The 20,715-nt window shown below is 59.6% G+C and carries 25 protein-coding genes and 1 riboswitch; of the genes, 8 read left to right on the top strand and 17 right to left on the bottom strand.

Features of this window, described 5'->3' with window-relative positions:
* Window positions 1–18: 18 nt before the first annotated feature.
* From cobO to bluB, 3 genes are read left to right on the top strand one after another with little or no spacing between them, the layout of a single operon-like run.
* Complete coding sequence (gene cobO / locus PROAA_RS14080; protein ID WP_186411938.1) at window positions 19–642, top strand: cob(I)yrinic acid a,c-diamide adenosyltransferase; 624 nt, start codon at window positions 19–21, stop codon at window positions 640–642.
* Window positions 636–1,925 carry a cobyrinic acid a,c-diamide synthase CobB gene (locus tag PROAA_RS14075; RefSeq protein ID WP_186411937.1) on the top strand — a complete coding sequence of 430 codons (1,290 nt, stop codon included), beginning with the start codon at window positions 636–638 and terminating at the stop codon, window positions 1,923–1,925. Before cobO ends, PROAA_RS14075 begins: the two co-directional genes overlap by 7 nt.
* 12 nt (window positions 1,926–1,937) lie before the next feature.
* A complete protein-coding gene (bluB, locus tag PROAA_RS14070) occupies window positions 1,938–2,627 on the top strand; it encodes a 5,6-dimethylbenzimidazole synthase (protein WP_186411936.1) in 690 nt (229 codons plus the stop codon).
* Here the strand turns inward: bluB and cobA are convergent.
* The 16 genes from cobA to PROAA_RS13990 form a co-directional block, all read right to left on the bottom strand.
* Window positions 2,621–3,406 carry a uroporphyrinogen-III C-methyltransferase gene (gene cobA, locus PROAA_RS14065; RefSeq protein ID WP_186411935.1) on the bottom strand — a complete coding sequence of 262 codons (786 nt, stop codon included), beginning with the start codon at window positions 3,404–3,406 and terminating at the stop codon, window positions 2,621–2,623. The genes bluB and cobA overlap by 7 nt on opposite strands.
* Window positions 3,407–3,441: 35 nt before the next feature.
* A complete protein-coding gene (gene cobJ, locus PROAA_RS14060; protein WP_245664289.1) occupies window positions 3,442–4,419 on the bottom strand; it encodes a precorrin-3B C(17)-methyltransferase in 978 nt (325 codons plus the stop codon).
* Entirely contained in the window at window positions 4,416–4,811 is a 396-nt protein-coding gene (locus PROAA_RS14055; RefSeq protein ID WP_186411934.1) for a cobalamin biosynthesis protein, read from the bottom strand. The genes cobJ and PROAA_RS14055 overlap by 4 nt, the downstream gene beginning before the upstream one ends.
* A complete protein-coding gene (locus PROAA_RS14050; protein WP_186411933.1) occupies window positions 4,808–5,575 on the bottom strand; it encodes a cobalamin biosynthesis central domain-containing protein in 768 nt (255 codons plus the stop codon). Before PROAA_RS14050 ends, PROAA_RS14055 begins: the two co-directional genes overlap by 4 nt.
* 121 nt (window positions 5,576–5,696) lie before the next feature.
* The gene (gene cobI / locus PROAA_RS14045) at window positions 5,697–6,476 is read right to left on the bottom strand and encodes a precorrin-2 C(20)-methyltransferase (RefSeq protein ID WP_186411932.1); all 780 of its coding nucleotides are present in this window, start codon (window positions 6,474–6,476) and stop codon (window positions 5,697–5,699) included.
* A gap of 121 nt (window positions 6,477–6,597) precedes the next feature.
* Window positions 6,598–7,884, bottom strand: a complete 1,287-nt coding sequence (cbiE, locus tag PROAA_RS14040) for a precorrin-6y C5,15-methyltransferase (decarboxylating) subunit CbiE (RefSeq protein ID WP_186411931.1) — start codon at window positions 7,882–7,884, stop codon at window positions 6,598–6,600.
* Window positions 7,871–9,055 (bottom strand): cobalt-precorrin-5B (C(1))-methyltransferase, encoded by a 1,185-nt coding sequence (locus PROAA_RS14035; protein ID WP_186411930.1) that lies wholly within the window; start codon window positions 9,053–9,055, stop codon window positions 7,871–7,873. Before PROAA_RS14035 ends, cbiE begins: the two co-directional genes overlap by 14 nt.
* Window positions 9,052–9,726 (bottom strand): precorrin-8X methylmutase, encoded by a 675-nt coding sequence (locus PROAA_RS14030; protein WP_186411929.1) that lies wholly within the window; start codon window positions 9,724–9,726, stop codon window positions 9,052–9,054. The genes PROAA_RS14035 and PROAA_RS14030 overlap by 4 nt, the downstream gene beginning before the upstream one ends.
* 6 nt (window positions 9,727–9,732) lie before the next feature.
* Window positions 9,733–10,656: a sirohydrochlorin chelatase gene (locus tag PROAA_RS14025; RefSeq protein ID WP_186411928.1), complete on the bottom strand. Its 924-nt coding sequence runs from the start codon at window positions 10,654–10,656 to the stop codon at window positions 9,733–9,735.
* Window positions 10,649–11,452 (bottom strand): precorrin-4 C(11)-methyltransferase, encoded by an 804-nt coding sequence (gene cobM, locus PROAA_RS14020; RefSeq protein WP_186411927.1) that lies wholly within the window; start codon window positions 11,450–11,452, stop codon window positions 10,649–10,651. Before cobM ends, PROAA_RS14025 begins: the two co-directional genes overlap by 8 nt.
* A gap of 53 nt (window positions 11,453–11,505) precedes the next feature.
* Window positions 11,506–12,354, bottom strand: coding sequence for an energy-coupling factor ABC transporter ATP-binding protein (locus tag PROAA_RS14015; protein WP_186411926.1), 849 nt, complete (start codon window positions 12,352–12,354; stop codon window positions 11,506–11,508).
* Window positions 12,351–13,097: a cobalt ECF transporter T component CbiQ gene (gene cbiQ, locus PROAA_RS14010; RefSeq protein ID WP_186411925.1), complete on the bottom strand. Its 747-nt coding sequence runs from the start codon at window positions 13,095–13,097 to the stop codon at window positions 12,351–12,353. The genes PROAA_RS14015 and cbiQ overlap by 4 nt, the downstream gene beginning before the upstream one ends.
* Window positions 13,087–13,449: an energy-coupling factor ABC transporter substrate-binding protein gene (locus PROAA_RS14005; RefSeq protein ID WP_186411924.1), complete on the bottom strand. Its 363-nt coding sequence runs from the start codon at window positions 13,447–13,449 to the stop codon at window positions 13,087–13,089. The genes cbiQ and PROAA_RS14005 overlap by 11 nt, the downstream gene beginning before the upstream one ends.
* The gene (locus PROAA_RS14000) at window positions 13,446–14,123 is read right to left on the bottom strand and encodes an energy-coupling factor ABC transporter permease (protein WP_186411923.1); all 678 of its coding nucleotides are present in this window, start codon (window positions 14,121–14,123) and stop codon (window positions 13,446–13,448) included. The genes PROAA_RS14005 and PROAA_RS14000 overlap by 4 nt, the downstream gene beginning before the upstream one ends.
* Window positions 14,124–14,267: 144 nt before the next feature.
* A riboswitch (cobalamin riboswitch) is annotated at window positions 14,268–14,480 on the bottom strand.
* A gap of 244 nt (window positions 14,481–14,724) precedes the next feature.
* Window positions 14,725–15,171, bottom strand: a complete 447-nt coding sequence (locus PROAA_RS13995; RefSeq protein WP_186411922.1) for a rhodanese-like domain-containing protein — start codon at window positions 15,169–15,171, stop codon at window positions 14,725–14,727.
* A gap of 99 nt (window positions 15,172–15,270) precedes the next feature.
* Entirely contained in the window at window positions 15,271–16,068 is a 798-nt protein-coding gene (locus tag PROAA_RS13990) for an ABC transporter substrate-binding protein (RefSeq protein ID WP_425394020.1), read from the bottom strand.
* A gap of 237 nt (window positions 16,069–16,305) precedes the next feature.
* Between PROAA_RS13990 and PROAA_RS13985 the strand changes: the two genes are divergently transcribed.
* The 4 genes from PROAA_RS13985 (at window position 16,306) to PROAA_RS13970 (ending at window position 19,027) form a co-directional block, all read left to right on the top strand.
* A complete protein-coding gene (locus tag PROAA_RS13985; RefSeq protein ID WP_222102284.1) occupies window positions 16,306–17,139 on the top strand; it encodes a BRCT domain-containing protein in 834 nt (277 codons plus the stop codon).
* A gap of 84 nt (window positions 17,140–17,223) precedes the next feature.
* Window positions 17,224–17,814, top strand: a complete 591-nt coding sequence (locus tag PROAA_RS13980; RefSeq protein WP_222102283.1) for an O-methyltransferase — start codon at window positions 17,224–17,226, stop codon at window positions 17,812–17,814.
* Window positions 17,815–18,009: 195 nt separating this feature from the next.
* Entirely contained in the window at window positions 18,010–18,654 is a 645-nt protein-coding gene (locus tag PROAA_RS13975; RefSeq protein WP_186411920.1) for a nucleotidyltransferase domain-containing protein, read from the top strand.
* Window positions 18,620–19,027, top strand: coding sequence for a hypothetical protein (locus tag PROAA_RS13970; RefSeq protein ID WP_222102282.1), 408 nt, complete (start codon window positions 18,620–18,622; stop codon window positions 19,025–19,027). Before PROAA_RS13975 ends, PROAA_RS13970 begins: the two co-directional genes overlap by 35 nt.
* Window positions 19,028–19,197: 170 nt before the next feature.
* Here PROAA_RS13970 and PROAA_RS13965 read toward each other — a convergent pair whose 3' ends face one another.
* Window positions 19,198–20,337 (bottom strand): calcium:cation antiporter, encoded by a 1,140-nt coding sequence (locus PROAA_RS13965; protein ID WP_186411918.1) that lies wholly within the window; start codon window positions 20,335–20,337, stop codon window positions 19,198–19,200.
* Between the two features lie 156 nt (window positions 20,338–20,493).
* Between PROAA_RS13965 and PROAA_RS13960 the strand changes: the two genes are divergently transcribed.
* Window positions 20,494–20,679 (top strand): hypothetical protein, encoded by a 186-nt coding sequence (locus PROAA_RS13960; RefSeq protein ID WP_222102281.1) that lies wholly within the window; start codon window positions 20,494–20,496, stop codon window positions 20,677–20,679.
* Window positions 20,680–20,715: the final 36 nt, after the last annotated feature.

Here is a 20,715-nt window from a genome sequence, read left to right as displayed (position 1 = left end):
ACTCAAGGACGAAAACTCATGAGCGAAGAGCAAGGCCGGGAAGACCGCCACAACACCCGCATGCAGCGCAAAAAAGCGGTGGTCGACGAGAAGATTGCCGCCGCGCAGGTAGAGCGCGGCGTGCTTGTCATCAACACCGGAAACGGCAAGGGCAAGTCCTCTTCTGCCTTTGGCGTGGTCGCACGTGCCATTGGCCACGGCATGAAAGTCGCCGTCATCCAGTTTGTCAAAGGACGTTCCGACACCGGTGAAGAAGACTTCTACCGGCGTGTTGCTGAATGGATGCCGGGCAGTGTGAGCTGGCATGTTTCGGGTGAAGGATTCACCTGGGAAACGCAGGACAGCTCACGCGATGCCGCAGCGGCGCGCGCTGCGTGGGAGCTTGCCCGCAACTACCTCGCTGATCCCGGAATCGGCCTCGTCGTGCTCGACGAATTCACCTACGCGTTCAAGTACGGCTGGCTGGATGTCGCGCCGGTACTTGCCGCACTGGCCGGCCGGCCGCCAATGCAACACGTGATCATCACCGGGCGCGGCGCGCCGGAAGCGCTGATCGCAGCCGCCGATACCGTGACCGATATGACACTCATCAAACACGCCTTCAAAGCCGGCGTCAAAGCCATGCCGGGGCTTGAATGGTAATGCTTTCCTGCCCCGCCCTTTTCGTCGCCGGCCCGGCATCCGGGCAAGGGAAAACCACCGTCGTGGCCGCACTCGCCCGCTTGCATACGCGGCAGGGCCACAAAGTACGCGTTTTCAAATGCGGGCCGGATTTTCTTGACCCACAGATTCACGCGATCGCCAGTGCTGCGCCGTGTTACAACGTCGACCTGTGGATGTGCGGTGAAGCCGATGCGGCGTGGCGACTGGGCCAGGCCGCTGCGGACGCCGACCTGATTCTCGTTGAAGGCGTCATGGGGCTCTACGACGGTAATCCATCCGCCGCCGAGCTCGCGACGCGTCTGGGCATTCCCATCCTCGCGGTGATTGACGGTTCGGCAATGGCCACCAGCTTCGGTGCCATCGCTTACGGGCTCAAGCACTATCGCTCGGGAACGCAACTCAACGCGGCATTTGCCAACCGGGTCGGCAGCGCCTACCACGCCGAGTTGCTTGAGAAAAGCCTGCCGCGCGACATCGCCTGGTATGGACACCTGCCGCGCGATGCCGACGCTGCGCTACCCGAGCGCCATCTCGGCCTGCTCCCGGCGGCCGAGATCGAAGATCTCGCACGACGCATCGACCGCATGGCCGACCTCCTGGCAACGACCGCTGCGGCGGCGCTGCCACCGCCGATCAGTTTTGCTCCTGCCAGCGCACCCTCGATATCGCCACTGCTCGCCGGCAAGAACATTGCCATAGCACGCGATGCGGCCTTCTGCTTTCTCTACCCGGCCAATCTTGATTGCCTCGTCGCGCTCGGCGCAAATCTGACTTATTTTTCGCCCTTGAAAGACGAAACGCTACCCGAGTGCGATGCCGTGTGGCTACCCGGTGGCTACCCCGAATTGCATGCAGAAACGCTCGCCGACAATCGCCGGCTGTGGGCGTCGCTAGCCGCTCATGTGGAATGCGGCAAACCGCTGCTCGCCGAGTGCGGCGGCATGATGGCGCTATTCGATACGCTGGTCGACATCGAAGGCAGCAGCCACGCCGTGGGCGGCCTGCTGCCGGGTCAGGTGACGATGCAGAAGCGCTTCGCGGCGCTCGGCCTGCAGGAAATCGAACTGCCTGAAGGCATCCTGCGCGGCCACACCTTCCACTACTCGAAAGCACAAACCACGGTGCCCGCATTGGCCCAGGCGAAGCGACCTGACGGCCGACCGGGCGAATCCGTCTATCGCCTTAAACGAATGACGGCGAGCTATATTCATTTATACTTCCCATCCAACCCCGAAGCCGCCGCCAGGCTTTTTCTCGCTTAACCGAGACGACACATGCCCGATCAAGACCACCGTTACAGTGACGCTGAAATCGAAGCACTTTGGCGCACCATGCGCGAACGCCGCGACATGCGTCACTTTCTGCCGCCAACGCTCGCCAAGCCGCTGCCCGATGGCCTGATCGAGCGTCTGGTTCTGGCCGCGCACCTCGCCCCTTCCGTCGGCTTCATGCAACCGTGGCGTTTCATCCGCGTCTGCGATCCGGCATTGCGCGAATCGATGCACGCACAGGTCGACGCCGAGCGTCAAAAAACTGCAGCGGCACTGCCCTCGCGCAACGACGAATTCCTCAAGGTGAAGATAGAAGGCATACGAGATTGTGCCGAGCTACTCGTCGTCACCCTGATGGCGGAACGCGAGAAGCACATCATCGGCCGCCGCACTTTGCCCGAAATGGATGTCGCCTCGGTCGGCTGCGCCATCCAGAACATGTGGCTGGCAGCACGCGCCGAAGGTGTCGGGCTCGGTTGGGTATCGTTCTTTGAACCACAGGCGCTCGGCGAACTGCTCGGCCTGCCCGAGGGTGCGCATCCGCTTGGCATCCTGTGCATCGGTCACGTCCCGGCTTTCTACCCCAGGCCGATGTTTGAGGATACGGGCTGGGGCAAGCGCCTGGATCTGACGCAGATACTCTTCGAAAATCGCTGGCCGGAAAGTGCGCAGCCTACGCCAACAGCCTATTGAATTTCAGCTGGGCGGGAACTCGCAACACGATCGTTTTTCAGCAACTGCATCACGCTGCCGATGACGATCAGCGCAGGTGGCTTGACCATATTCTCGCGTGCCGTTTCCGATAAAGTGGCGAGCTGGCACGGATAAATGCCCTGTGTCGGCCAGGTGGCGCGGTAGATCAGCGCCGCCGGTGTGTTGCCTGGCAGCCCGGCAGCTTGCAGGTTTGCCGAGATGATTTCCAGACCAGTGATGCCCATGTAAATGACAATCGTCTGGTTCGGCTGAGCCAGCGCAGGCCAGTTCAGGTCGACACTGTCATCCTTGAGATGGCCCGTGATGAATACGCAGCTTTGTGCATGATCGCGGTGCGTGAGCGGAAAGCCGAAACTCGCCGCCGCCCCCAGCGCGGCGGTGACGCCGGGAACGATCTCGACGTGAATTCCTGCAGCCAGCAGTACGTCGAGTTCTTCGCCACCACGACCGAAAACGAAGGGGTCACCGCCCTTCAGGCGAACGACAAATTTCCCGGTGAGCGCCTTGTCTACCAGCAACCGGCAGATATCATCCTGCGCTAGCGTGTGGTTGCCGGCCATCTTGCCGACGAAAATGCGTTCGGCCGTTGGTGAAATAAGGTCGAGAATACCGTCGCCGACAAGATTATCGTAGATCACGACGTCAGCTTCACGCAGCAGCCGGACGCCCTTGACCGTGATTAGCTCGGGATCACCAGGGCCGGCGCCCACCAGTGCGACGCGTCCGATAGTCGGCCGGGTGGTTTGGGTCACACTCATTCTCCTGTAAATCGAACTTGCGGCTGATTCTCTATTTATTCTGCATCACTGCTGCTGATCTCTTCATCGAGCTCAAGCGGTTCGCTCAGCACGGCGGCGATGTAGCCTTCCGGCAGGCGATATTCATCGGCCAGTTCCGCTGCGCTTTTGCCGCTGGCGTGAATAGCCGTCAGCCAGCCGTTGAGGCCAGACGACAGCGAATGCCCGGCTTTTTCTCCTGCACGCGCCGCACTGCTACCCCCTTCGACCGCATACTTATTGGCATAGCCGCGCGGCGTCACCATCAGGCCATGCTTGACAAAGGTGTGCGAATTGCCGATCAGCACCGTCGTTAACATGCCGATGTCGGCTTCACCCATATTTTCAAGCGTGGTGAATTCGATGTGCTGTTTCGGGCGATAGGCCGATTTGACGATGGCCACCGGGGTCTGCGGATCGCGGTGATGCAGAAAGATGCGCTGCGCTTCCTCGATCTGCCGCGTGCGACGACCGCTTTTCGGGTTATAGAGCGCGACGACGAAATCGGCATACGCCACGGCGTCAAGACGGCGGGCGATGGTTGGCCACGGCGTCAGCAGATCGGACAGCGAAATGGCACAAAAGTCGTGCGTCAGCGGCGCGCCGACCAGCGCAGCACAGGTATTGAGCGCCGAGGCGCCGGGAATAATCTCGACTTCGATCCCCGAATCGGGGGTCCACCCGGCCTGGAACAGCACCTCGAAGGTTGGCCCGGCCATGCCATATACCCCGGCGTCACCCGACGACACCAGCGCCACCTTCTTGCCCACCTTGGCGCGGTCGAACGCCTCGATGGCGCGGTCGAGTTCTTCCGTCATCGCCTTCTTGACGACCTCCTTGCCGTCGAGCAGAGTCTTGACCAGCCGGATATACGTCGCGTAGCCGATCACGGTATCCGCTTCAGCGATGGCAGCGCGGGCTCTGGCTGTAAGGTAGTCCTGGCTTCCCGGGCCAAGGCCGACAAGCATGATCTTTCCTGTTCCGTTCGAGGTCATTCGTGAATCCTTGCAATGGAGACGGTGGCGTTGCGCCCGTCGGGGCCGCGCAACTTGTGTTTTTCAACCAACAAATACTTCATGTCTACGCCGCCGATGAGCAGGGCGGCGGCTTCCGACACCGAGGGCGAGCCGGTGTGTTTGCGCACTATTTCCGATGGATTGGGGACATCGACGGTGGCCAGTTCGGCCGCCGGGTAAAAATGGATGCTCCAGCCGTATTTCTGCGCCACCTGAAGAAGCCCGTCTTCATTGGCTTTCAGGTCGATACTGGCGACTCTTGAAACATCGGCTAACTGCGCGTCGCAGGCGATCAGCGCATCACTGATGGCCTGCGCAATCGTGGCCGCTGGCGTTCCCCGATCGCAACCCAGGCCCAAACTGAGATTCATTCCGGCTCCGGGCGGTAGGTGACGCAACGGCCGGCGAGCGTTGCCGCAAGATCGGCCGGCATTTCGCGTTGGCTGATCCACAATACGGCGGCGAAGCGTTCGGCGTCGACGTCTTCAAGCCGATCAAACCGGATGAGGTTGGTTGGCAAAGGCGTTTGCCGGCCGTTGGCGTGATTCACCCACCAGTCCGGACTGCCGGTTTCCTGAACCAATGCCACGGGTTCATCATTCACCACAGCGGCGCTGACTCGAACGAGATTCTCGTGGCTGGCCTCGATGCGCCAGCCAAACTCGCGGCCCAGGAGGTCGACCGCCAGGGTCTGGCGCACATCGGAAGCCGTGGTCAGCACCGGGGTTGCGCCCAGTACAGTGGACAGTTGCCCGGCAAGCGCATTGGCTCCGCCGAGATGCCCGGAGAGCAGGGGAATGACGAATTGGGCGGCTTCGTCGATCACCAGGACAGCCGGGTCGGTTTCCTTGCTGCCCAAATGCGGAGCGATCAGTCGGACCACGGCGCCAACCGAAACGATGGCGATGATGGCGTCGCTAGAGGCGAATAGTGCTGGAATCTGGTCGCCGGTCTTGCCGGTATAACACGAACAATTACCGGATGCCGCCGCTTCCGCTTCAGCACGAAACTTTGCTGGAGCAAAAAGATGTGCACCGGACAAGGCCGCGACAATTCGCCCACCCAGCGCGATGCCGTGGCGGGTGATGGCGACAACGGCAATCTTTCTATTAGGCGTATTGATTTGCTTAGACATTGCTGCGAGCCTCTTTCAACGCAGAGAGCGCAGAGACGCAAAGATCGCGGAGAAAATCTTTCGATCTCTGTTTTTTATCTTTGTGCACTCTGCGCCTCTGCGCTCTCTGCGTTGAAAGCGTTTAACCATTTGTCTTCTCCAACGCCCTTTGGCGGCAGCCGCGCCGCAGTTCGCCACGCTCGCGTTTGGGGTTCTGCACCAGCATTAGCGACAGGTAATTGACCTTCTCGCCTTTCAGGCTGGCCACATCGCGTACGATGCGTTCGTCGGGCGATCCGACTTTTTCAATGAAGCAACTGGTCGCCAGCAGGTTGCGGCGTTCGAGCAGTTCAATGACTTCATCAATCAACGGTTTGACCTTGAGCAGAACCAGCGTGTCGAAGTCGTCGAGCAGGTGGTCGATGACGCCAACACCGTAAGCGGCCGGGATGATGGCCAGGGTTTCGTCCTCCTCGGCCAGGCTCGTTTCGGCGCTGGCCGCCGCAGCGGCAAAGGACGAAACGCCGGGAATGGTCTCAACGTCGATTTCTGGAACCAGCTCGCGGACAACGCGGGCGAGATGGCCGAAGGTGGCGAAGGTCGAGGCATCACCTTCGACCAGGAAGACCAGATCGCGCCCTTCAGCCAGCAATTCGACGGTACGCGCTGCTGCATTGGCCCAGGATTTGAGCAGGATTTCCGCATCGCGCGTCATCGGGAAGACGAGCTCCTCGGCATCGGCCGGGACGGGCAACCCACCGCGTTCGACAATGGACAGAGCGTAGGATTTTTCTTCGGCCTTCTTGACCGGGTACAGCCAGCGCGCGCCCGATTGCAGCACGGCCCAGCTGCGCCGGGTAATCAGCAAGGGGTCGCCGGGGCCGAGCGAGGCGCCAATCAGTTTTCCATAGGATTTGGTCATGGGGCTTTAACCTCTTTCGCCGCAAAGTACGCAGAGGCGCAGAGATCGCGGAGAAGAGCAAAGGCAAAAGAATGTTTTTCTCTGCGTCTCTGCGCGCTCTGCGTTGAAAAAGGTATGTTTTTCATTTCATTTCCTTATGTGCGCTTAAAATCCACACCGGGTTTTGCGCGGCCATCCGGTGCATGTCGAGAATCGGCTGGCTGCGGCTGGCCTGGAGCTGGACAACGTCCCAGGTGGCACCGGCGGCAGCCAGTTCGTGGGTAGCGGTGGCCAGATTTTCCAGAGTGACGAAGTTCATCACCAACCGACCGCCGGGTTTTAGACGGCCAAGAATCAGGCAGATCAATGCAGCCAGTTCGCCGCCGGAGCCGCCGATGAAGACGGCATCGGGGTCCGGCCAGGTATCGAGGTGCATCGGTGCCTTGCCTTCGCTCAGCGTGTAGTTGCTGACCTTGAAGCGGGCCGCGTTGGCACGCGCGTTGGCCGCATCGGCAACGTTCTTTTCGATGGCCCAGACGTGGCCCAGCGGGGCGAGGCGCGCCGCTTCCAGCCCAACCGAGCCGGAACCGGCGCCGATATCCCAGACGATAGCGTCCGGCGCCAACCTGAGCTTGGCCAGCGACAGCGCCCGCGCTTCCTGCTTGGTGATCAGCCCCTTCTCCGGGGTGCGCTGGAAGTACTCCAGATCTTCAAGACCGAACACCGGCTGTCGGGCCTCGGGCAGGCGTTCGACAAGAACAACGTTCGGCTCGGGGAAATCCATTTTCGCGGCGTCGGCAAGGGAAAGCTCGGGGAACAGTTGCTCTTCCGGCAGGAGCAGGCGACAGGCGACCGAGAGCGTTATTTCCTCTCCATAGCCGGCTGTGAGCAGTGCCCGCGCCAGGTGCGCCGGGCTATTTTCCGGGCCGGTAAAGGTGGCAACACGCGGATGCAGAGCGATGGCGCGCATCAGTTTGTACAGGCCATGTTCAGGCGTCGCGCCGATGAACCAGTCGCCGGCATCGGTGCTGTGACAGGACGTGATTTTCACATCCTGCCAGGGCCGCTTGAAACGGGCAAAAGCGAGTTGCAGTGTGGAGACAGCCGGCAGGATTTCGCACGCTTCAGGCCCCAGCTTGCCGGTTAGCCAGGAAGCAATGCCGTGGCACAGCGGATCGCCGGTGGCGAGCGCCACGACGCGCTGGCCGGCTTCACGTGCAGCGACGATCCAGCCCGGCACCTGGCCGAGGGCGCCATCCATGTCTTGCAGCACGGTGCTTGCTGGCAGATGCTGTCGAACCAGCTCGAGCGTCCGCTCGGCGCCGATCACCAGATCGGCCGCGATCAGGCGCTGGCGCGCGGTGTCGGAAAGTCCGCTCCAGCCATCGTCGAGAATGCCAACCAAAGTGCAAGGTTCAGAGGGCTTCATTTTCCTCCACGCGAACAATGAACCGCCCTTCGAAATCGCAGACGTGGACGGTCAGGTGATAGGGGCCCGGGTAACAGGACTTGAGGCTGCGAATGGCCTTCTTGGCCAGCGCTCGGTGAAAATCGACGGTCAGGCCAAGCACAGAAAGGCGTTCGGCGGCAAAACGCGCCGTTTCCGCGGCGCGAATTTCTTCGACCAGATCGGGTTGTGCGCCGACCTCGCGCGCACAGTCGGCGAGCAGATCGCGGTCGATCTCGGCCCTCCAGGCGTGGGTGACGGACAAGCCCTGACCCATCTTGGTCAGCTTGCCGGCCATCGCGCCAACGTGAATGTGCGCCATCCGCTGCTTGTTGGCGCTCGCAAACGCGGCCTTGACGAAGTCGCCCATCTGCACGAAACAGGATTCGTCGAGTTCCGGCAGTTGGCGCATGGCGAATTTCTCGCTGCGCCCGCCGGTGGTGAACACGACGCTGGTCTGCCCTTGGTAGGCGGCGACATCAATCGCCTGCACGACGCTGGCACGGAAGGCGGCAGTCGAATACGGACGCACGATGCCGGTGGTACCGAGGATGGAAATGCCGCCGAGAATGCCAAGGCGCGCATTCAGCGTCTTCTTCGCCATCTCGTCGCCACCGGGAACGGAAATGACGACTTCCAGCCCGTCATGGTCAAGCAACTCGGCGGCTACGGCAGTAACGTTGTCGCGGATATTGCGCTGCGGTACGGGGTTGATCGCCGGGCCGCCCACCTCAAGCCCTAACCCCTCCTTGGTGACGGTGCCAACGCCCGGCCCGCCCTTGAGGACGATTTCACCCGCACGATTGGGCAGCAGACGAACATCGGCGGTCAGGTGCGCGCCATTGGTGGCGTCCGGATCGTCGCCGGCATCCTTGACGATGGCGGCGTGCGCAGTACGTTCAACGCCCTCGCCCTCGACACGGCCGTCGATCACGGCGAAGTTCACTTCCTGGCCATTGGGCAGGCGGCACAGCACACTGTCCGGCACCTCGCCGTTGACCAGGCCGAGCGTCGCCGCACGTGCCGCCGCAGCCGAGCAAGCGCCGGTGGTAAACCCCGTGCGGTTACCGCGCTGACGGCGACCGTCACCCTTGCGCACCTTGCCGGCGTGACTGCCGAAAGGTGGCTCGGCCGGATTGGCGGTTTCGCTCATGCCGCCCGTTTTTGCGCTGCTTCAGCCAGTCCGAGCAGGGCGTGAATGGCGGCGACCACCAGCGTCGACCCCCCTTTGCGGCCACGAATGGCAACCCACGGAATCGCATTGACGGTCATCAGCAAATCCTTCGATTCGGCCGCGGAGACAAAGCCAACCGGCATGCCGACAATCAGCGCCGGCTTGGCACCCTCTTCGCGAATCAGGCGAACGACTTCGATCAGGGCCGTCGGCGCATTGCCAATCCCGACGATCGCGCCATTGAGTTTGCCCAGCCGGTGCGCCTTGCGCATGGCCTGTACAGCGCGGGTGGTTTCCTCGGCCTTGGCCTGTTCGATCACGTCCGGGTCGGAGATGTAGTGATGCGTGCTCATGCCGAAGTGCTTGAGGCGAGGTGCCGAGAGGCCGACACAGATCATTTCGACATCGGCAACGACCGGCGTGCCGCCTTTGAGTACAGCGGCCAGTCCAGCCTGCATCACGTCCGGGTGAAAAGCAGTGAGACCGTTGAACTCGAAGTCAGCGTTGGCGTGGATCATGCGGCGTACCAGAGGCCATTGTTCGAGGGTGTAATTGTGCGGGCCGACTTCAGCGTCAATGACGGCGAAGGAATCGTGCTCGATGGCACGGCCGGCGGCGGTCAGTTGTTCGGTTATCGTATTTGTCGTCATGGCTGTTCACCCGTGAGCGTGTTGGCAGTGATGGGATTCGGGATGATCATGCGATTGATCGCGATCGAGATGAATTGCGCCGCAAGCACCCGTCGCGGTGTGACTGTGGTCGTGCAGATGCTCGGCTTCGGCGGCCTCGCGGTACTTGCAGCCGTCACATTCAAGCAAGCCGCCAGGCTGCAGTTCGCGGCCGTCCACCTTGGTGTCGAGCAGGTCGAAGATGCCTTTGTCGAAACCGAAATGCGTACCCAGAGCAAAGGCAATCTGCGGGTACTGCTGTTTCAGGCGCTCGACCTGCGCATTGATACGTTCGATCAGAACGCCGGTAAATAAGTACACCGGAATGATGCAGATTTGCGTCATGCCCAGCTTCATCTGGCGTTGAACGACGATTTCCAGACGTGGCCAGGTGACGCCGGTAAAGGCCAGGTCGACCAGTTCGTGGTCGTTGTTCTCGAATATCCAGCGCGCCATGCGTGCCAGTTCACCATTGGCGCCAGCATCCGATGACCCTCGGCCAAGCAGGATGACCCCGGTGGTTTGCGGATCGGGTACATCCAGCGCTTTCATCAGGCGGTCGAGCTGGCCCTGCAGAACAACCAGGATTTCGCGCCCCATGCCAAGGTGGCGGGTGACAATGAACTGCACTTCCGGATGACGGATACGTGCGGCTTCGAGCGCCGCCGGCAACTCCATCTTGACGTGGCCGGCCGCATTGAGAATGAAGGGGATGAGCAGCACGCGCTGCGCGCCTTTGGCGGCACGATCCAAGCCTTCGTTGATCAATACCTCGGCATGCTCGATGAAGCAGACTTCAATGCGCCACACGGGGTGACGCTCACGCCATTGGGCGGCGAAATGCAGGATTTCCTTGTTTCCGTCCTGGTTGCGCGATCCGTGGCCGACCAGCAATAGGGTTGTGTTATCCATGGTTGTTCTCCGAATTCTTATCCAAACCACGGCGAAAGCGGTGTGTAAAGGATGGGTCGTATAATTTTGAGCGCACCAGGTTGTCCCAGTCGGCCGAGCCCAAGGTCGGGCTGGCGACGATCATGGCCTGACTGCCGACTTTTTCAGCCTGGCATTTCTGCTTGATGTCGGCCAGCGTGCCGCGAATGATCTTTTCCTCGCCCGGCCAACTGGCTTTCTGCACCACCAGAATCGGCGCATCCTCGGCCCAGCCGGCGGCACGCAGCGCACGCTGGACCTCGCTGAGCAGGGTGATGGACAGGTAAATGCACAGCGTGCAGTGGTGGCTCGCCAGTAATTCAAGGTCTTCACCAGCGGGCATTGGCGTGCGCCCGGCAACGCGGGTGAGGATCACCGTTTGCGTTACTTCCGGTAGCGTCAGGGTTTCGCCGGCGGCAGCCACAGCGGCCATGGCCGACGACACGCCGGGAACCACGGCCCAGTCGATGCCGGCGGCGGTGAGCGGCCGGGTCATCTCGATCAGTGCGCCAAAAAGACCGGGGTCGCCGGTCTGTAGCCGAACAACTGTCCCGTGACGGCTGGCCTGGTCGAGCAGCCAGGCCGTCATCTCGTCCAGTGTCATGTCCTTGGAATCGCGGATTTCACAACCCGGCGGGGCGAACTGCGTTGCCGCTTTATCGACCAATGAACCGGCAAAGAGGATGGCGCCGGATACTTCCAGCAGTTTGCGCCCCTTGATCGTCAGCAGATCGGGATCACCCGGACCCGCTCCGACAAACCATATTTTTCCGGGCATCAGGTGGTGCTCCAGTGGGTTGGTAACATTTTGCTTCCTTTCATAGGTGGCTGTTATAGCAGGGCCAGCAGTTCCGTGTGGGTGCGCGGTGTGTGCTCACTGGAGAGCACACCTTGCGCCATCAGACGGCGATGCAACTCCACCACTTTTGGCAGCGGAAACCCGACAGCCGACAAGGCATCGCCACACTCCGCCAGATCAGCCGCCTCCAGCGTGGCCGTGCAACGACCGGCTGCAATCAGGTGTAAATGGTCGGCCCAGCGATAAGCGAAATCGATGTCGTGTGTTGCCAGCAGCAGCGTAATGCCCCGGTTGTGCAATCCATCCAGCACGATCAAGAATTCATCCTGCATTCGCTGATCAAGTCCTGCCATCGGCTCATCGAGGACCAGAAGTTCCGGCTCCATGGCCAGCACGCCGGCAATGCAAACACGCTTTTTTTCGCCGTAACTCAGGTTGTGTACGGCCTTGTTGGCAAATGCCTCCATGCCCACGGCGAGCAACGCGGAAGCAACACGCTGGCGTACGATTGACTCGTCCAGGCCGAGATTGAATGGTCCGAAAGAGACGTCCTCCTGGACGCTCGCCGAAAACAACTGGCGATCCGGATTCTGAAAAACCATGCCGACCTTGCTGCGCAGTTGGCGCAGGCCACTGCGGCCGTAGTCAATGGGTTCGCCGTCATAACGCACAACGCCCGCTTGGGGCCGCAACAGGCCATTGCAATGCTGAAACAATGTCGTTTTTCCCGAGCCGTTGGCGCCGATCAAGGCATTTCGGCTACCGCGCCTGATGGTCAGCGTACAGTCGTCGAGGCCGATGCCACCATCGGGGTAACGAAAACTGACCCGCTCCAACCCAAGCAGACTGCTGTTCGGCGTGTTTTCCAAAGTCGGTTTCATGACAGCGCCCAGGCCAGCAGAACCAGGGCGATGCCGCCCACTGCGGCGAACGCGAGATCGCGACGCCTGTTGGTGAAAACCGGTTCGAGAAAGCGCAAGGGGCCATCGTTATTGCGCGACTGTGCAGCGACGTGCAAGGCGTGGGCGCGTTGCCAGACTTGCAGCGTCAAATTGGCCGCCAGATCGCCGAGAGAACGCAGAGCCAGTCGCGGCGTAGCGTAGCCCAGGCGGGCGGATTGTGCGGTCAATGTGTCATGCACGGCTTCGGAAAAAACGAACAGCATGCGATAGCTGAGGACCATGATTTCGAGCAGCGCTTCGGGGGTTTTCAGACGGCGCAGCATCGCGATCAGATCGATCAATGGGGTCGTAAGCACCAGGAAGAGCAGTGCCGACAGTGCGCCGAGCGAGCGAGCACTAACTTCGGCGACTTGTTGCATACCGGTTGGCGTCAGATGGAACGATAGCGCTTGCGCGTCGTTGTTCAGGTTCAACGAAAACGCCAGCGACAGACAACTGATGCCAAGAAAGAAAAGGGCGGGTGTGGCTACCCGCAGATAACGTCCGAACGGGATGCCGGCACCGACCAGCGTGGTTGTGGTGATGAGCATGGCGACCGCAATGGCGGCCATCGGAGCCCTCGCCGTAAAGGCCGCAATGAAGCCGCCCAGAGCAAACAGCCCCTTGGCTGCCGGCGCAACCTGCCGCCAGCGGTTGGCGTAAGCCGATCGTTCAATCAACAAGGTTGTTTATCTCGTCAGGCGCTGCCGATTGCTCTGGCGTTTTGCGGGACATCTTTTCGCGAGTCACCGAAACACCCAGGTAGTAACCGATAAAGCCAGCCCCCAGTGCCGCCTGCAAGGCAAACAGCAACGAGGCGATTTCAGAACTGGCCGGTTGCATCAGCGGCTCGAACCACGGCGTATAGCCCGGATCGATCTGGACGATCAGCTCTTGCGCCTTGTTGTCCGCGCCGGCAAAGATCTCAACCTGTTTGCCATCCGCGCCTGCTGCCGGTTTCTCCACCAACCACAGCGGGATTAACACGAGCAGCAGAACGACGCTCAGTAGCATGAGGTTCTGATGGCGCTTCACACGCGCACCTCCGAGGGGCTGACGACATTCATGTCCTGCAATTCCCTTGCGTTGAAACGTTTCAGCGCGTTGAAGATGACCACCGTCAACAGACCTTCGCTGATCGCCAGCGGGATCTGGGTGATCGCGAAAATTCCGGCAAACTTGGCAAAAGAAGCGACAAAACCGCCTTCCGGGTCGGGGAATGCCCAGGCCAGTTGTGCGGAGGTGGTCACGTAAGTCAGCAGATTCGCCATGCTGGCGGCAATGAACACGCTGACCGCGAAGGAAAGCTTCAGACGGCGCGCCAGGTAAAACAACGCCGCCGCGACGTACGGCCCGACGATCGCCATGGAGAAGATGTTGGCGCCTAGCGTGGTCAATCCGCCATGGGCAAGAAGCAGTGCCTGAAAGAGCAGCACGACCATGCCGATCGGCGCCATTGCCGCCGGGCCGAAAAGAATGGCGCCAAGCCCGGTACCCGTCGGGTGCGAACAACTGCCCGTCACCGACGGCAACTTCAGGGCCGAAAGCACAAAGGTGAAGGCCGCTGCCACACCCAGCAACATGCGCTGCTCCGGGTTGTCACGAATACGTTTCTTCACGGCGTAAATGCCGTAGGCAACGAAGGGCGCGGAGGCGATCGACCAGCCCAAGGCATGTTCGACGGGCAAGAAGCCTTCCATAATGTGCATGATTCCCTCCCACTGCTTTACAGCGCCAAAGCGAAGAAAAAGCGTCATTCGAGGGGGCAGGAATTGCGGATCGGAAGATAAACCGCGGGAAGAACACTGCAAGGCGGAAAATCAACAGAAGCCATCCCTGTACCCCGGGGAATAACGCTATCTTTGATTTGGGCAGGTCTTCTGGCTCGCCTTCAATCTCGTCCGCCGACCTTCCCATACCCGAAGGCACAGTGGCGTGTGGCGGAGTTGTCTGGCTTACAGCAGCGGGGGCTGCGCCGGAATGTCTGAACTAGTCCAGAGTCACCGGCTTCCCTTTTCATTCGCGCCGTGGAAACGGCAGCGAAATCCCAAAACAGGCGGGAGATTATACGAATTGGCTTGGCATGGCAAATTGATTTATTCAACGCTGATTCGGCCATTGAGATACACGGCTTTGCCAAGCCGATCCTTGCCTGGAATGGCAAATTTCCAACGTTCCCCGGCGCTTCCGGTCATGCAAAAATCGAGCTCATGCAAGCGCCTCGACCTGACGCAGGTGCTCTACAAGAATCGCTGGCCGGAGAGTCCCAAGCCTACGCCGACGGCGTATTGACTGTCGGCAGTGCGACCGTCAGCACTTTGCTCCCGCCACACATCCGGCGAGCGCACTGGCCGGCGACACGACCGAGCGCCCTTCCTTGCTCCAGGCATTCATCCCGCCGTTCGCGTTGTAGACGGTTTTGTAACCGGACTGTTGCGAAAGAAACTGCGACGCTGCGTCTGAACGCCGGCCACTTCGGCAAATCAATATGACGGGTTGATCCGCTTTCGCGTACTTCTTGACTTGCTCAAGCCATGCCGGCTGGTCAACCTTGCCCTGTTCGTCAAAATACGTCACCAGCTTGCTGCCGCCAATAACGCCGGTTTGCTTCCATTCGCCTTCAGTGCGGACGTCGATCACGGGTACGCCACTGGCGGCAAGGCGTGCCAGCTCGGCATTGTCGACGTTCACCACTTCGGCGTAGGCGCCGAGTGCGGCAAAACAGAGTAGGGCGCTTGCTATGGCCTGCTTGAACATGATTTCTCCTTCTTGATGGGTGGCTAAGCTTGTACCGCACAAGCCGCGCTCATTGCAAGTCTTCGACCGGCATTGGCGGAAAAGGTGCCGCTTATGGAATCAGGCCGATGCCGCCCAGGACTGAATCAAACGAGCCAGCGCCGGCAAGCCTTCGCGTATCGCTACCGGGCCGGGATTCAGTATCACCGCCGACTTGATCTCGTGCAGTTGGCCGCCGGCAATCGCCGGCACATCGGCCCACCCCTGCCGGGCGGCGACCTTCTCCGGGCGGAATTTCTTGCCGCACCACGAGCCGATGATGATGTCCGGCGCGCGACGGGCGATCTCCAGTGGATCGGCGATGATCCTTTCCCTGGCGGATTGCCGGGTCGCGGCTTCGCTGAAAATGTCGTCGCCACCGGCAATCCCGATCATCTCCGAGACCCAGCGAATGCCGGAGATCGGTGGGTCATCCCATTCCTCGAAATAGACCTTCGGCCGGCGCGGCAGTGCGGCTGCCACCGCTTGAGTGCCCTTGATGAGTTCCTCCAGACCGGTGACAAGCTCCAGCGCCTTCGCCTCGGCACCGACCAGCCGGCCGACGGTCTCGATCATCGCCAGAATGTCGTCGACACTGCGCTGGTTGAAGGCATGAACCAGCACGCCGGCCTTGATCAGTTCGCACGCGATGTCAGCCTGCAGGTTGGAAAAGCTGAGCACCAGATCGGGCTGTACGGCGAGAATCTTGTTGATGTCGCCGCTGGTGAACGCGAAGACCTTGGGCTTTTCCTTGCGCGCACGCGGTGGATGAACGGTATAGCCACTGATGCCCGCAATGCGATCTTCCTCGCCGATGGCATAGAGCACCTCGACGGTTTCGGTGGTCAGACAGACGATGCGTTGTGGCAGGCGGGGCATGGGCAGACTCTCGAAAAGCCGGGCGGAGGGAAAGGGCATTGTAGCGGCCCACGGCATCTCCTCAAAAGAGCTTGTGCTTGGAGTCTTGTTATTCCATTTGGTTCGCAGCAGAATGTGCAAATGGAACTGGTTTTTCTATAGCATCGTTAGATTTCTAAAGCCTGAGACACAGAGCCAATGCACCCCGACCATCGACAATACACAAAGTTCACCAAGCGAGCCCGTCTTGACAAGTCGGTGAATTCTCTTTTGGGCCTCATAGAAGGGATTTCAATCGACGGTGCCATCAATGCATCCGAGCTTGGATTTCTTCATCTTTGGCTGAGTGATCATGACGAAGTCCAACATCGTCACCCTTTCAACGAATTGGTTCCGGTGGTTCACGCAGCCGTGGCTGATGGTGTTCTGACCCAAGATGAACGCGAAGACATCATTTGGCTCTGCGAGCGCCTGCGCTCAACGGAGTACTTCGATAAAACTACAGCCGATCTCCAGCGTCTTCACGCGGTCGTTGGCGGCATAGTGGCAGACGGGCACATATCAGAAGAAGAACTTCGCGGTTTGTCTTCGTGGCTTCAAGATCATGAGCACCTCAAGACCTGTTGGCCATACGACGAGATAGACAGTCTCATTACGACGGTGCTTGTCGACAAGAAGATTGACGAGCAAGAACACCAGATGCTGAAAAACTTCTTCTCAGAGTTCACCGCCGTGCTTGATGAGCGCACCATCGTGAGCCCGTCATTTGCCGAAGGCACAACGCTGGTTGGGCTTTGTGCTGTCTGCCCCGAGGTCGAGTTTGAGGGTTCACTATTCTGTTTCACTGGCGCGTCAACGCGCTACACACGCACAAATCTTACAGAGATCGTAAACCGCCTTGGCGGCGAAGTCGTTTCGACAATGTCCGCGAAGGTCAGATATCTCATCATCGGCGCGGATGGGAACCCATGTTGGGCTTATGCGTGCTACGGGCGAAAGGTAGAAAAGGCTGTTCAGTTGCGGAAATCTGGCGTCCGTCTTCTCATCATTCACGAGAACGACTTTCACGATGCGGTCGCTGATCACTGCTGAAGGCCGATCCATCAATCAAGTGGACGCTCCGCCGGCAAGCCGGCTTCGCGTCCCCGTGCTTGCGTTGGGTTTCAGGCTGATAACGTGACCGAGTCGCTGGAGGCGCTGCTACACGAACTGCAACAGTTCGGCGTGACTAACGATAGCGCCATTGCTGATCGACCTCGGCGCATGCTGAACATCACCCGAGACACTGGAGAATTTCTTTCAGTGCTTGTCCGGGCGATGAATGCTCAACGGGTGCTTGAAATCGGAACCTCGAATGGTTATTCGACCCTCTGGCTGGCCTTGGCGGTGAAGGAGATCAATGGGTTCGTTACCACGGTCGAGTTGTCCGACTACAAGATTTCGCTTGCGGCAAAGGCTTTTGAGCGATCCGGCCTCTCCGCTGTCATTGCGCAGGTTCATGCGGAAGCGGGTGCGCTGCTGAAGAACAGCGCCGAATCAAGCTTTGATCTTGTTTTTCTTGATTCCGAGCGCTCGGAGTATCCGGCATGGTGGCCCGACATCAAGCGAATCCTTCGCAAGGGCGGACTTCTTGTCGTAGACAACGCCACATCCCATGCCGCCGAGATGGCGCCCTTTGCGGCCCTGGTTTCCGCAGACCCCGACTTCACCACATGCACGGTGCCTGTCGGGAACGGTGAGTTTCTGGCGACCCGGGTTTCCCGGTAGGCCATGCCGCCCGGCGCGGTTGTCATCCGAACTTGGGCAATAAGCAGCGCAGATGGGTTCTCATATGAGAACCGCACCGGCAAGGTTTCTCGACGGTGTTCCCCAGAACAGGGATGATCGGACCCGTTCTGGGGAACGTCGAGTCTGTTGTCGCCAAAGTTGCTATTCCCCAAATCAGGAACGATAATCCTCATTATGGGGAAACTGAAAGCGATCTCAATCTCGGACGTCCTGTTCTCAGGAGTGCAGCAGAAGGTGCTCAGACTGCTATTTGGCCAGCCTGACCGCTCCTTTTACGCCAATGAACTCGCAACGCTCGGCATGACTGGTCGGGGGGCCTTGCAACGTGAATTGCAGCGAATGACATCGTCCGGCTTGATCAGTGTCACAGTCATAGGCCGCCAGAAGCATTATCAGGCAAACAAAAACGCACCAATTTATCAAGAGCTAAGAGGAATCGTTCTCAAAACGTTTGGCCTATCCGACGTTCTCCGGCACGCCTTGTCGGAGTGCGCCCACAATATTGCTGCCGCATTTGTTTACGGTTCTGTCGCCAAAGGCACGGATACAGCAACCAGCGACATCGACGTGATGGTGATTGCCGATGGGTTGAGTTATAGCCATCTTTTCGAGGCCCTGACAAAGGCCGAGGAAATACTTGGCCGAAAAGTAAACCCCACGCTGTACTCCCCTGAAGAGTTCGCGAAGAAATTCCAAAACGACAACCATTTTGTAGTCCGCGTGCTTGACCAACCGAAAATAATCCTAATTGGTGACGAAGATGCAATCTCCTCGGGAAAACTTGTTGAACTTGCAGAAGATAGGGAAGCTCAAGGCTGAGCCGCCAGACAAGGGAGAGTTTGACGGGCTGGTTCGATCAGCCAAGAGGAAGCTTCCAGACGCTGAAAACACCACCCTGTCGCCCGACAGCCGGTTCGTCCTGGCCTATGATGCAGCGCACTCGCTCGCGTTGGCAGCACTTCGTTGGCATGGTTTCAGATCAGAAAACCGTTACATCGTTTTCCAAGTTTTGGCCCATACGCTATCGTTGCCAACAGCCAAGTGGCGGTTTCTCGACAACTGTCACCAGAAGAGAAACGTTGCGCTATACGATGGCAATTATTCCGAAGACGAGCAGTTGATCGAGGCACTCATCGCCGCAGCCAAGGAGCTACAGGCAGCGGTCGAGGCGTTGGGGCCGATTGCACCCTGAACCATCTGCTTCAACCTCATATTCATTCTCGTCTTCTCAGGTCCACAATCGGTTTGCATTTCAGTGCGTACGCCTGACTCTTGCGACCGCATAAATCACATCGCCAATCAAAGTGGGAGTCGCCACGGTGTGTGCGAAAGCGGCTATACGAAGAATTGAAAAAACTGGCGTTACGGAATGACAAGCAACATCAGATACGCGAAAAATATGACCAGATGCACGATCCCGGTCAGCACGTTGGTGCGGCCGGTGCCGAAGCTGACGATACACAGCGTCAGTGCCAGCACCAGCAGTGTTGAATCACGGTTGTCCAATCCGAGGATCAGTTCGCGGCGCGTGAACAGGCAGACCGCGACGACCGCCGGTATGGTCAGCGCCATGCTGGCCAGCGCCGAGCCGAGCATCGCATTGATGCTGTGTTGCAAGTGGTTGATGCGCGCCGCCTTCAGCGACGTCAGGAACTCCGGCATCAGCACCAGCGTGGCGATCAGCGCGCCAACGATTGCATCGGGACGCAGCACGCCGATGGCACTGAGTCCGCGCTCGGTGCCATCGGCCACCTGCTCGGCGAGCAGCACCACCGCGGCCAGCCCGGCGAGCAGGAACAGAACACTTGCCCACAGCGGCGCGGTACTCGGTTGCTCGGCAATATGATGTATCTGTGGTTGAACACCGGCATCGAGAAAATGGCCACGATGACGTACCGTCTGAATGTAGAGAAAGGCGATATATAGCAACACGGACAGGGTGCTGATAAAGACGAGTTGGCCCGTGGAGTAGGTGCCGCTTTCGGTGCTCAGCGTGAAATTGGGCAGAATCAGGGTCAACACCGATAACACCAGTAGCACGGCAAGGTACGCGCTGGTGCCCTGCATATTGTGTTCCTGCTCACCGTGGCGCAACGCGCCGAGCATCAGGCAGAAGCCGACGCCGCCACTACACACCAACATGACTGCCGAAAACACTGCTTCGCGCGCCAGTGTGGGATTGCCGGTTCCGTTCAACATCATCGAGACGATAATCGATACTTCGATCGTGGTGACGGAGAGCGTCAGCAGTAGTGTGCCGTACGGTTCGCCGAGGCGTCGCGCAGCACTGTCGGCGTGATGCAGTGCGGCGAGCACGCTCGGCACCAGCAGCACTACGGCGCAGATAATAATTGCCAGCTCTTCGCGTAACGCGGAATGCGGATTCGCAGCAGCAAAGCCGTGCATGGCAACGGCAAATGACAACGCGATGATTGGCAGCGCGTATGGCCAGATTTGCGCCAGCTTCCTGGTAAGGGATGCTGAGTTGGCAGAAGGCGGCATAGGGGCTCCGGGTTCGTTCGCTGGTAACGAACTGTTCGAGGGAAGTACTTACTGGTCGCGCTATTATCAACAACGCTGCGCTGGCTGACAATCAACTGGCACGAGGACACGATGCGCATATGAAACAATTTTTCCAACCGCTTCGCTAGGCGTCACATGCCCCCAATCGACACGCTCCTGCTGGTCTCAGCCGTTTTTCTGGTCGCTGGCTGGGTCAAGGGCGTTGTTGGCATGGGCCTGCCTACCGTAGCCATGGGTGCACTTGGCTTGGCAATGCCACCGGCGCAAGCGACGGCGCTCTTGGTCGTCCCGTCTTTATTGATCCGGCCAGCTGAAGTATGAAGTTTCAGGCGGCATATTTGACACGGGGGTCGTGGA

Origin of the sequence: Candidatus Propionivibrio aalborgensis (assembly GCF_900089945.1) — a bacterium.
Classification (GTDB): domain Bacteria; phylum Pseudomonadota; class Gammaproteobacteria; order Burkholderiales; family Rhodocyclaceae; genus Propionivibrio; species Propionivibrio aalborgensis.
This window is presented reverse-complemented; position numbering and strand designations above follow the sequence as displayed.

Bases quoted from the DNA above. Each gene is read 5' to 3' on its own strand.
- PROAA_RS14000 (WP_186411923.1), bottom strand. From the start codon at position 14,123: ATGCACATTATGGAAGGCTTCTTGCCCGTCGAACATGCCTTGGGCTGG.
- cbiE (WP_186411931.1), bottom strand. From the start codon at position 7,884: ATGAAGCCCTCTGAACCTTGCACTTTGGTTGGCATTCTCGACGATGGC.
- cobJ (WP_245664289.1), bottom strand. From the start codon at position 4,419: ATGACCTCGAACGGAACAGGAAAGATCATGCTTGTCGGCCTTGGCCCG.
- PROAA_RS13965 (WP_186411918.1), bottom strand. From the start codon at position 20,337: ATGCCGCCTTCTGCCAACTCAGCATCCCTTACCAGGAAGCTGGCGCAA.
- PROAA_RS14075 (WP_186411937.1), top strand. From the start codon at position 636: ATGGTAATGCTTTCCTGCCCCGCCCTTTTCGTCGCCGGCCCGGCATCC.
- PROAA_RS13990 (WP_425394020.1), bottom strand. From the start codon at position 16,068: ATGCCCCGCCTGCCACAACGCATCGTCTGTCTGACCACCGAAACCGTC.
- PROAA_RS14015 (WP_186411926.1), bottom strand. From the start codon at position 12,354: ATGAAACCGACTTTGGAAAACACGCCGAACAGCAGTCTGCTTGGGTTG.
- PROAA_RS14035 (WP_186411930.1), bottom strand. From the start codon at position 9,055: ATGAGCGAAACCGCCAATCCGGCCGAGCCACCTTTCGGCAGTCACGCC.
- cobA (WP_186411935.1), bottom strand. From the start codon at position 3,406: ATGAGTGTGACCCAAACCACCCGGCCGACTATCGGACGCGTCGCACTG.
- PROAA_RS13975 (WP_186411920.1), top strand. From the start codon at position 18,010: ATGGGGAAACTGAAAGCGATCTCAATCTCGGACGTCCTGTTCTCAGGA.
- cobI (WP_186411932.1), bottom strand. From the start codon at position 6,476: ATGACCAAATCCTATGGAAAACTGATTGGCGCCTCGCTCGGCCCCGGC.
- cobO (WP_186411938.1), top strand. From the start codon at position 19: ATGAGCGAAGAGCAAGGCCGGGAAGACCGCCACAACACCCGCATGCAG.
- PROAA_RS14030 (WP_186411929.1), bottom strand. From the start codon at position 9,726: ATGACGACAAATACGATAACCGAACAACTGACCGCCGCCGGCCGTGCC.
- bluB (WP_186411936.1), top strand. From the start codon at position 1,938: ATGCCCGATCAAGACCACCGTTACAGTGACGCTGAAATCGAAGCACTT.
- cobM (WP_186411927.1), bottom strand. From the start codon at position 11,452: ATGCCCGGAAAAATATGGTTTGTCGGAGCGGGTCCGGGTGATCCCGAT.
- PROAA_RS14055 (WP_186411934.1), bottom strand. From the start codon at position 4,811: ATGAATCTCAGTTTGGGCCTGGGTTGCGATCGGGGAACGCCAGCGGCC.
- PROAA_RS13995 (WP_186411922.1), bottom strand. From the start codon at position 15,171: ATGTTCAAGCAGGCCATAGCAAGCGCCCTACTCTGTTTTGCCGCACTC.
- PROAA_RS14025 (WP_186411928.1), bottom strand. From the start codon at position 10,656: ATGGATAACACAACCCTATTGCTGGTCGGCCACGGATCGCGCAACCAG.
- PROAA_RS14050 (WP_186411933.1), bottom strand. From the start codon at position 5,575: ATGTCTAAGCAAATCAATACGCCTAATAGAAAGATTGCCGTTGTCGCC.
- PROAA_RS13960 (WP_222102281.1), top strand. From the start codon at position 20,494: ATGCCCCCAATCGACACGCTCCTGCTGGTCTCAGCCGTTTTTCTGGTC.